General features: G+C 48.0%; 8 protein-coding genes. 2 read left to right on the top strand and 6 right to left on the bottom strand.

The genetic code is table 11. The features are described 5' to 3' along the window. Positions 1–6: 6 nt before the first annotated feature. From DW657_RS07075 to dapA, 4 genes are all read right to left on the bottom strand, one after another. Positions 7–1,326: a YihY/virulence factor BrkB family protein gene (locus DW657_RS07075; RefSeq protein WP_118311950.1), complete on the bottom strand. Its 1,320-nt coding sequence runs from the start codon at positions 1,324–1,326 to the stop codon at positions 7–9. Positions 1,327–1,430: 104 nt separating this feature from the next. Then, a complete protein-coding gene (uxaC, locus tag DW657_RS07080) occupies positions 1,431–2,834 on the bottom strand; it encodes a glucuronate isomerase (protein WP_118311951.1) in 1,404 nt (467 codons plus the stop codon). A gap of 135 nt (positions 2,835–2,969) precedes the next feature. Beyond that, positions 2,970–3,857, bottom strand: a complete 888-nt coding sequence (locus tag DW657_RS07085; protein WP_118311952.1) for an AraC family transcriptional regulator — start codon at positions 3,855–3,857, stop codon at positions 2,970–2,972. 82 nt (positions 3,858–3,939) lie between these two features. Continuing rightward, a complete protein-coding gene (gene dapA / locus DW657_RS07090) occupies positions 3,940–4,827 on the bottom strand; it encodes a 4-hydroxy-tetrahydrodipicolinate synthase (RefSeq protein WP_118311953.1) in 888 nt (295 codons plus the stop codon). 166 nt (positions 4,828–4,993) lie between these two features. On the opposite strand from dapA, the gene truA reads away from it, so the two are divergent. After that, positions 4,994–5,818, top strand: a complete 825-nt coding sequence (truA, locus tag DW657_RS07095; protein ID WP_118311954.1) for a tRNA pseudouridine(38-40) synthase TruA — start codon at positions 4,994–4,996, stop codon at positions 5,816–5,818. 140 nt (positions 5,819–5,958) lie between these two features. After that, positions 5,959–6,876 carry a DMT family transporter gene (locus DW657_RS07100; protein ID WP_089542731.1) on the top strand — a complete coding sequence of 306 codons (918 nt, stop codon included), beginning with the start codon at positions 5,959–5,961 and terminating at the stop codon, positions 6,874–6,876. A 229-nt stretch (positions 6,877–7,105) separates the two neighbouring features. On the opposite strand, the gene DW657_RS07105 is transcribed toward DW657_RS07100, so the two are convergent. Beyond that, complete coding sequence (locus DW657_RS07105; RefSeq protein WP_118311955.1) at positions 7,106–9,133, bottom strand: M13 family metallopeptidase; 2,028 nt, start codon at positions 9,131–9,133, stop codon at positions 7,106–7,108. A gap of 171 nt (positions 9,134–9,304) precedes the next feature. Then, complete coding sequence (locus DW657_RS07110) at positions 9,305–10,735, bottom strand: sodium:solute symporter (protein ID WP_118311956.1); 1,431 nt, start codon at positions 10,733–10,735, stop codon at positions 9,305–9,307. Positions 10,736–10,994 lie beyond the last annotated feature (259 nt).

A 10,994-nucleotide genomic window follows, 5' to 3' on the forward strand; every position in this document is an offset into this window, starting at 1 on the left:
TTAATATTAAACGAAATTTATACTCTTGCCACTTTCTACGAACTCTGCATTCAGGACATCTATGTCTTTCCACTTTTCCCAGTCAGGGTTCTGCTCAGCAAGTCCCACAACATCAGCCCCATAGGTAAAGAGTCGCTCTATCATCGCTCCATAGGTAAGATGATCGATCTTCTCTATCGGATGCAGGATGATCGATTCCTCGAAACTACCCTTTTTCTCGCTTCGGATTTCCACCAGCAGCTTTGCCTGCAGCAGTTCCTTCACGGCGTGATTGATAATCTGCTGCGGAATCTTCGTCACATCATGGATATCTTTCGGCGTATAAGCCTGCTCACCATCATTGAAGCGATGGCACACCTGATGCATCACCACGGCACAGACCTTGATACGCTGTTCCAACTTCACATGGTCGTACTTCAAGTCCAGGTCATAATGATGAAGGTTCTGGTTGGTATAGCAGAGCAAGGCACCGAATACCACGATTGCCCACGAAATCTGGAGCCACAGAAGGAACAGCGGAATGGCGGCAAGCGAACCATAGATTACGTTATAGCTCGAAAGGAATACCTGCAGATAAATATATCCATACTGCAATGCCGTCATGCTGATGCCCGCCAGAAGCGAAGGCACCAAAGTACTGCGAAACCGGATATAGGTATTAGGAATCACGCAATAGCAGAATACGAAGAATAGGAACATCGGCACAAATGCAGCTACATGCAGGATGAAAGCCGGGATAGTCTCTCCCATATCAGCAATCCGATCCACATCATCTATCACATTCACTGTCCATACATTAAAGAAAGAGGCGAAGAGAATCATCATACCCAGTCCGAAAAGAATGGTAGGATATTCTGTCACGATCTGCTTCCACGAACGCTCACCCGTATGCCAGATGTCATCAAAGGTGAGCTCTATCTTCTGCATCAGTGAGATGATGGTATAGAGAAACATCACAATACCCGTACCGATGATATAATTACTCTGCGTGTTCTCGATATAATTGTGAACGAAATTCACGATAGTCTGAGCCACAACGGGTTGCGCCTCGAAAGTGGTAGATAGCCACGACTCCAGCATAGCCGTATAACCGAAACCGCGGGCAATGACAAACATCATCGCCATGAATGGAATCAATGCCATAAACGAGGCAAAGGTCAATGCCGCCACATCCCTGGCCCACATATCCTTGATATAGAAGATACGACCGGCGAGCATACCCATCTTGAGCCAAGATTTCATCTTGCCTCGAAAATCCTGGATATTCGAAGAATTCAACTCCCTGATATCCTCGTAGAAACCTACTATTTTATCTATTAATCCCATAAACTCCGGTTTTTTGTTATCAAGCAACAAATCCCCTCACAACACCCAGAAGATGCCGTGAAGGGATTTGTCTTAGTATTTTGCTGATCAGATTCTACTACTCTTTAGTAGAACTTGAAGTAGTTGCGAGCGTTGTTGTAAGAGATGTCCTCTACCATGCGAGAGAGGCTCTCCATGTCGTTAGGAAGCAAGCCCTTCTCTACATCATTGCCGAGGAGGTTGCAGAGCAAACGACGGAAGTACTCGTGACGTGGGTAGCTGAGGAATGAACGTGAGTCGGTCAACATACCTACGAAACGGCTCAGAAGACCCAATACAGAAAGTGCGTTCATCTGACGGGTCATACCATCGAGCTGATCGTTGAACCACCAGCCAGAACCGAACTGGATCTTACCTGGGCAAGAACCGTCCTGGAAGTTACCAAGCATGGTAGCGATTACCTCGTTGGCGCATGGGTTCAAAGTATAAAGGATAGTACGTGTCAACTTGCCTTCCATGTTCAATTCATTGAGGAAGCTGCTCATAGCCTTAGCGGTAGTAAACTCACCGATAGAGTCGAAACCGGTATCAGCACCGAGCTTGTTGTACATCAATGTATTGTTGTCACGGATAGCTCCATAGTGGAACTGCTGTGTCCAGTCGGCAGCGTGATCCATCTCAGCGCAGACCTTCAGGAAGGCATGCTTATACTGGCGGATCTCGAGTGCAGAGAGCTGCTGACCGCGCATTGCCTTTGCAAAGATAGTCTCAATCTGAGAATCTGTGTATGGCTCATCATAGAACTCCTCGATACCGTGGTCGCTCAACTTGCAGCCGTTCTCGGTAAAGAAGTCGTGACGCTTCTGCAAAGCATCTACCATATCCTGGAAAGTAGTGAGGGTAACACCAGCTACCTCGCCCAACTTGTTCATATACTCTGCGAAATCAGGCTTCTCGATGTTCATAGCCTTGTCAGGACGCCAAGCTGGGATCATCTTAATCTCGAAACCGCTCTCACGGGTCTGCTTGTGGTAACGGAGATCATCGATAGGATCATCTGTTGTACAGACGCACTCTACATTATAGTGACGCATCAAGCCGCGAGCGCTGAACTCAGGCTGCTGCAACTTCTCATTACACTCATCGTAGATTTCACGTGCTGTCTTAGGGCTCAACTGCTTGTTGATACCAAAAGCTGTCTTGAGCTCCAGGTGTGTCCAGTGATAAAGAGGGTTACGGAAAGTATATGGTACAGTCTCTGCCCATTTCTCGAACTTCTCCCAGTCGCTGGTGTCAGTACCTGTGCAGAAACGCTCATCTACACCATTGGTACGCATAGCACGCCACTTGTAGTGGTCACCACCGAGCCAGAGTTCTGTAATGCTCTTGAACTTGTGATCATTCGCAACCATCTCAGGGATGAGGTGGCAGTGATAATCTATGATTGGCATCTTAGCCGCATGATTGTGGAAAAGGTCCTGCGCTGTCTTGGTGTCAAGCAGGAAGTTTTCATCCATAAATTGCTTCATAACTGTATAGTAGTTTTTAAATGTTTATTTAATAATACTAATGATGACGCAAAGATACAACAAATATCCCAAAAAGAAATCGTTTAAGGGAAATATTTTTGATTATTTCACTTAAACGATTACGTTGTGCGTATTTTATACGATAATTCTAGTCTTATGATAGTTCTCTCTGAACTCACTTGGCGAGCACCCCTTCTTCTTCTTGAAGATGCGATTGAAGTTACTGAGGTTATTGAAACCGCAGTCGAACCCAATCTCACTGATGCTTTTGGCTGTATCCACCAGCATTCTGGCGGCATAGCCCAGACGGAGGTCGATAATATACTCCGAGATGTTTCTGCCCGTATGGAGCTTGAAGAATCGGCTGAAGGCACTCGAGCTCATACCCGCCAGCGAGGCGAGATCCGGCAAACGGAGTTCATCCATATAGTTCTTCGAGATATAGTTCTTCACCTTCAGAATACGGCGGCTGTCATCCTCCACCGCCACCTTGGCATAGCTGCTCGATGCCAGAGTTCGCGCATCCTCACACTTCGACAGTTCATAAAGAATGGTGAGAAACTGCTGCACGGCATAAAAGCCATCTTTCACTGTACTCAGGGTATCCAGCAATCGATAAACCTTCATAATCGCCTTCAGAGGAAAGCAAAGTCCCTTCTTTGCCTCCTGCATCATGCGGGTAATGCTGGCATACGGATTTCTTCCGAAGAGAGTCTCCTCACCCATACTGAAATCAAACTGGATGGTAATCTCACGGATATCTTCACTGCGACAGACGTTCTGTTCCCATACGTGTTCCAGATCAGGTGATGTGATGAGACAAAGGTCGAAGTCGCCAATTACCTCCTGAGAATCACCCACAATACGCTTTACTCCCGCCGCATTCTCTACAAAATTGAGTTCGAACACCGAATGATTGTGTATCGGATAGGTAAACTCCTTCTTGTGCCTGTCGGCAATGTAAAGCACATCCTTACCCATCAGCGGGGTAATCTCATGTATGATTCTTCTGTCTTCAGCCATAATGTATAGTGATTAATGATCAGTGATTAGTTATCAATGATTATTCTATGCGTGTAATAATCAATAATAACTAATCAATATATTAAATATTCAAAGTTCTGAGGATTTCACTCATCTTCTGCTTGGTAGCGATACGGGTAGGAACCAGCGGCAGGCGCAGCTCGTTCTCGATAAAGCCCATATCATTGAGCAAAGCCTTCACACCGGCAGGATTACCATCTACGAAGAGAAGGCTGTAAAGCTCAGTGAAGGAATGATGAATCTTGCGGGCTGGCTCGTACTCACCACGGAACTCCAGACGGATCATTCTACTGAATGCCTTTGGCAGAGCATTACCGATGACAGAAATCACACCGGCAGCGCCACTCGCAATCATAGAGAAAGTAAGGGCATCATCACCGCTGATTACTTCGAAATTATCCGGCTTGTTCTTGATGATCTCATCTACCTGCTCCAGACTACCACTCGCCTCCTTCACGGCTACCACATTAGGGAAGTCGCGGGCTATGCGGCAGGTGGTTTCCGGCTTCATATTGATACCGGTTCTGCCAGGTACATTATAAAGTACGATAGGCAGCGGACTAACCTGTGCGATGGCCTTGAAATGCTGATACAAACCTTCCTGGGATGGCTTATTATAATAAGGACAGATGCTGAGGATGCCATCGATGCCACTCCAGTCGCTATTCTTGATTTCCTCTACGACAGCAGCAGTATTGTTGCCGCCACAATATTTCAATATCTTGACGCGACCCTTGTTCACGTCTTTCACCAATTCTGTAATCTTGTCTTTCTCTTCCTGGGTCAGGCAAGGAGCCTCACCAGTTGTTGCAAGGATGCAAAGGAAGTCTGCACCATTGTCAATTTGGAACTCTACCAATCGCTTGAGCGACTGATAATCTACCGAACCATCGGCCTTAAAAGGAGTAATGAGGGCAACACCAAGGCCCCTAAATATATTCTGTGCCATAATCTAAATAAACAAAATCGTTGGCAAAAGTACACAATTATTAGCATATTGCAAAATAAAATCGCAATTTTCTTTCAAGATTGTACCATTTTTGAAAATATTCTGTATTATTATACCATATTTCACGTTTTTTTAGTAACTTTGCAGTCGTTTTAAGTGAAAAGCAATGAGATATTTTATATTCTTTGGTTACGACGGAACCAACTATCACGGCTGGCAGATTCAGCCCAATGCCAATTCGGTGCAGCAGGAGTTGCAGCGTGCCCTTTCCATCCTTCTCAGAAAGGAGATAGAGGTGGTGGGAGCCGGAAGAACAGATACCGGGGTGCACGCCCGGAACATGGCGGCGCATTTTGACTGGAATCCGGAAGGGAAAGCTTCGGAAGAGAAAGCTTCGGAAGAGAAAGTTTCGGAAGAGAAAGTTTCGGAAGAGAAAGTTTCGGAAGAAAGAATCCCGATGGCCCTTGACCAGCTGGTGTATCGTCTGAACAGAATCCTGCCACGCGACATTGCCGTCTATGAAGTTCGGGAGGTAGATACCGAGATGCATGCCCGCTTCTCTGCCACCTCGCGTACCTATCATTATTATATCCATACACGCAAGGATCCCTTCGAGCGCCACTATTCGCTGCAGATGAACTACCCGCTGGATTTCGAAAAGATGAACCAGGCGGCGCAGCATTTCCTGCATCACGAAGACTATGCGGCTTTCTGCAAGGCAGGCGGTGACAACAAGACCACCATCTGCCATGTGTCGGCTGCCAGATGGGTCCAGACCTCCCCTACCACCTGGTATTTCGAGATTACCGCCAACCGTTTCCTCCGAAACATGGTACGTGCCGTAGTGGGAACGCTCATCGATGTGGGCAGAGGAAAGATTACGATGGATCAGTTTCTCGACATCCTGCACAACGGAAGCCGCAGTGATGCGGGCGAAAGCATGCCAGGCAACGCATTGTTCCTGGAAGACGTGGGGTACAACGAACTTTGAACTTTGAGATTTGAACTTTGAACTTTATGATTGGCAATAATCCTATAAGTTGCAAGACAAGCCATATCATAAAGTTCAAAGTAATCTCAAAGTTCAAAGTAAAAGTAATCATAAAGTTCAATGGTCAAAGTAAAAGTAATATGTGGTTAGTATTAGCATTTCTCTCAGCAGCGCTGCTGGGATTCTATGATGCCTTCAAGAAGAAGGCACTTTCAGGTAACGCAGTGATTCCCGTGCTCTTTCTGAACACGCTTTTCTCATCGCTCATCTTCCTGCCGTTCATCATCTTGAGCTATACAGGAAATTCGCTGGATGGAACGATGTTCCATGTTGCTGAAGGCGGATGGGAAGTTCACAAGTACATCGTGCTCAAGAGTTTCATTGTTTTGAGCAGTTGGATCTTCGGTTATTTCGGCATGAAGCATCTGCCGCTCACCATTGTGGGTCCTATCAATGCCACCCGTCCGGTGATGACACTCGTGGGTGCCCTGCTGGTTTACGGTGAGGTACTCAACCTCTATCAGTGGATTGGTGTCATCCTTGCCATCATCTCCTTTGCCATGCTTTCACGCAGCGGAAAGAAGGAGGGCATCGACTTCAAGCACAACAAGTGGATCTACTTCATCGTACTGGCTGCAGTGCTCGGTGCCGTGAGTGGTCTCTACGATAAGTATCTGATGGCTCCACCTGAGAATGGCGGCGTGGGATTGGATAGAATGATCGTACAGAGCTGGTACAATATCTACCAGTGCTTCCTCATGGGAGCCATGCTCCTGATGATCTGGTGGCCAACAAAGAAGAATTCCACTCCATTCCATTGGCACTGGAGCATCATCTTCATCAGCATCTTCCTTTCGGCTGCCGACTTCGTATATTTCTATGCGCTCAGCCTGCCGGGTGCTATGATCAGTATCGTAAGCATGATCCGTCGTGGTTCGGTCATTGTCAGCTTCCTCTTCGGTGCAGCCATCTTCCACGAGAAGAATCTCAAGGCGAAGTTCGTGGATCTCCTCCTCGTCTTGCTCGGTATGCTCTTCCTCTACTTCGGAACCAAGTAAAAGTTCTATGCCAGCACGCCCTGAAAGGGCAGAAGCTCCTAGCCCAGGGCATCGCCCTGGGTTAGATCCAGCAACAACAAAGTCGCCCTGAAAGGGCAAAATCTTTGAAATAGAAACCTTTTGCCCTTTCAGGGCGACTTTCTATATATACCTTATACCCAGGGCGTTGCCCTGGGCTAGGAGCTTCTGCCCTTTCAGGGCGTGTGGGGATGCCTTACCCCACATGTTTTTACCAGATATGTGCACGCTTGTTCTTAGGAACAAAGAGCTTGTCGCCCTTCTTGATGTTGAATGCCTTATACCATGAATCCACCATTGGGAGGGCACCGTTCACACGAGCCTCGTTTGGAGAGTGAACATCCACGGTCATCAGATACTGCAGGTACTCAGGACGGGCATTGCCTGCCCATACACGTGCCCATGCCAGGAAGAAGCGCTGCTCTGGAGTAAATCCATCCTTCACACCCAACTTCTCTGTCTTCATCACATTCTGAAGTGCACGGAAAGCGATGTTCAAACCGCCATTGTCACCGATGTTCTCACCCAGGGTCATCTGGCCGTTTACCTTCTTGCCAGCCAACTCAATCTTGTTGAAATGGTCAACCAGAATCTTGGTGCGAGACTCGAAGTTCTTCTTGTCAGCAGCAGTCCACCAGTTGTTCTGGTTACCGGTCTTGTCAAACTGGCTACCCTGATCGTCAAAGCCGTGGCTCATCTCATGACCGATTACACCACCGATACCACCATAGTTCATCGCATCATCGGCTGTTGGGTCGAAGAATGGAGGCTGGAGAATAGCTGCAGGGAAGCAGATCTCGTTGGTAGTTGGGTTATAATAAGCATTGATAGTCTGAGGAGTCATTCCCCACTCAGTCTTATCTACAGGCTTGTTCACCTTACGGGCGATGGCATCCTTGGTAAAGAACTCAGAGATATTTGCCATATTCTCGTAGAGAGAGAGGCTGTCATCTACCTGCAATCCACTATAGTCCTTCCACTTGTCAGGATAGCCGATCTTGATGATGAAGTTCTCCAGCTTGTCCTTAGCCTGTGCCTTGGTAGCAGCACTCATCCAGGTAGCCTCGTCGATGCGCTGTGAAAGCGCAGTCTGGAGATTGTGAACCAAGTCGAGCATACGCTTCTTGCTGCTCTCTGGGAAGTACTTCTCTACGTAGATCTTTCCGATAGCCTCGCCCAAAACACCGCTCACGGTACTTACGGCACGCTTCCAGCGAGGACGGTCCTGCTGAACACCACTCATAACCTTACTCAACTCAAAGGATACGGCACGGAAATCATCGCTCAATACGCTGGTTGCACCAGAAATCACCTTGATCTCTGCGTATGTCTTCAAATCATCCAGAGAGGTCTCAGCGAGAATCTTCTCTACCTCGTGGATTGGTTCAGGCTGACCCACGCAAATTTCCTTGAAAGCTGGGAAACCAGATGCCAGGAACACGTTGCCCCAGTCGATGCCAGGATAATCGAGCACGAGCTGGTTGTAGGTCATCTTGTGATAGTTCTTGTCGATGTCGCGGAGCTGTACCTGGCTATAGCTTGCCTTAGCGATGCGGGTCTCGATAGCCATCACTGCCTCCATCTTCTTCTGGGCTGTAGCCTCGTCGTTACCAACCATCTGGAAGAGCTTCTTCATATAAGCCTTGTATGCATCACGAATCTTCTTGGTCTGCTCGTCATCGTTTACATAGTAATCGCGTACACCAAGACCAAGACCACTCTGTCCTACCTCAACGAGGTTGTTGGCGGCATCACGAAGGTCGGCGCCCACACCGATGCCATACATCATGGTACCCTCGCCACGGAAATCGAGCTGAGCGGTTACGAGCTGATACTCTCTGCGATCCTTGATGGCTGCAATGCGATCGAGAGTTGGCTTGATAGGTGCCCATCCCTCCTTGTTCAGGCGAACGCTGTCCATACGGAGGTTGTAGAGCGAACCGATCTTCTGTCCGAGTGAACCCTTCTGCTGTGGCTTGGAAGCATACTCGAGGATGATGTCCTGGATGCGCTTCTGGTTCTGCTCAAAGAGGTCGGTGAAAGCACCATTATCGGTATGCTCGGCATCGAGTGGATGATTCTTCATCCAGTTGCCTGCGGCATAGCGATAGAAATCATTTCCCGGCTTGATGGTCAAGTCCATGTTGGTCTTGTCAATACCGGAGCCCAACTTCTCCTGCTGGGCAAAAGCTGTTGTTGCACTGAGCAACAATGCTGCGAATAATACTTTTGTTCTCATTATTGTTTTATTAAATAAATCTTTTTTGTATGGGGGATTTCAAATCCCCCGGTTTAATAGGTCGAACATTTTTTAACGACGGATTGCAAATCCGTCGGAACGCCTAACGGTGGACTTACTGTTCGGAACGCCTGACGGTGGACTTACTGTTCGGAACGCCTGGCGGTGGACTTACTGTTCGGAACGCCTGGCGGTGGACAAGGCGAGACCTGCAAATGTCAGGGCGCCATTCAGCATCAGAAGCTCATAGCCGAACTTATAGCCCACATACTGCGAGGTAAGGGTATCGATGGCGAAGCAGATGAGCGGACTGGCGATGCAGACCCATGGCGACCAGCGGTCGTTTACCTGCCGCTTGGTGAGCAGACTGAAGGCAAACAAACCCAACAGCGGACCGTAAGTATAAGAGCAGAGGATATAGATGGCATCTATCACGCTCGTAGAATTAATCGCCTTGAAAGCGATGATGAAGAGCATGAAGACGAAAGCCACCAGCAGATGCATACGCTTGCGAAGCTTCACATCATCCTTCTTGCCCAGAATATCCACGCACAGACTCGTCGTAATCGCGGTCAATGCCGAATCGGCACTCGAAAAGCTCGCCGCCACGATGCCGATGGTAAACAGTACCACTACCAGGGTTCCCATCACTCCCGAAGCTGCGAACATCGGCAACAGATCATCCGGAGCCTGCGGCAGCGCGACACCCTGCTTCTGAGCCAGCATCATCAGCAACACACCCAGACTCAGGAAAAGCAGATTGGCAGGCACAAAGGCGAAACCATAGGTACAGACATCCTTCTGAGCCTCACGAAGCGACTTGCAGGTAAGATTCTTCTGCATCATATCCTGATCTAATCCCGTCATCACGATTACCACGAACACGCCGCTCAGGAACTGTTTCCAGAAATTCTGCTTCGACATCCAGTCGTCAAAGACGAAGATGCGCGAATGACTGTCGTGGGCGATTGCCGTGATAGCCTCAGATGGCGTCATTCCCAAAGCTGCCACCACATGATAGATAATCAGGATGAGCGCAGCAAACATGCAGGTAGTCTGGAAAGAATCCGTCCACACCAGCGTCTTGATGCCACCCTTGCGGGTATAGAGCCAGATGAGCATCACCATCATAGGTACCGTCACCCAGAACGGAACTCCCACTCCATCGAGCACGAACCGCTGCAACAGAATGCAGACCACGAAAAAGCGGACTGCCGCTCCCGTCATCTTCGACAACAGAAAGAACGAAGCACCCGTCTTGTAGGAACGTTCGCCCAATCGCTGCTGCAGATAACTGTAGATGGTGGTGAGATTATACCGGTAGTAGATAGGCAGCAGGAGAAAACCTACCAGAAAGTAGCCCAGGATAAAGCCGATGCACATCTGCAGATAGGTCATATCAGTCTTCATCACCATACCCGGCACACTCACGAAGGTGATGCCCGAAATAGAGGCACCCACCATTCCGAAAGCCACCATATACCATGGCGAACGTCTGTTCGCCCTATAGAAAGTTTCATTGCTGCTGGTACGTCGTGCAGTGATGTGGCTGAAGAGCAACAGTACGCAGAAGTATGCTAAAATTGTGATGATGATAATCATTTTTTCTCTTATATCTTTATTTACGTTGCAAAGGTACAGTAATTTAAGGAAATAACAAAATTATTTTCATAACTTAACAAAGAAATAACATACAGAAAGAAACTGAAGGGTGAAAAACGAAGGGTGAAAAACAAAGAATGGAGAGTGGAGAGTGAAAAACGAAGAGTAGAGAATGGAGAGGACAGGGGGTATAAAAACAAAAACCTTCGAGAATCACTTCCCGAAGGTTTCAGCGGTGCGTACGAGACTCGAACTCGTG

The sequence above is a fragment of the Prevotella sp. AM23-5 genome, assembly GCF_003473645.1.
Lineage (GTDB): Bacteria > Bacteroidota > Bacteroidia > Bacteroidales > Bacteroidaceae > Prevotella > Prevotella copri_A.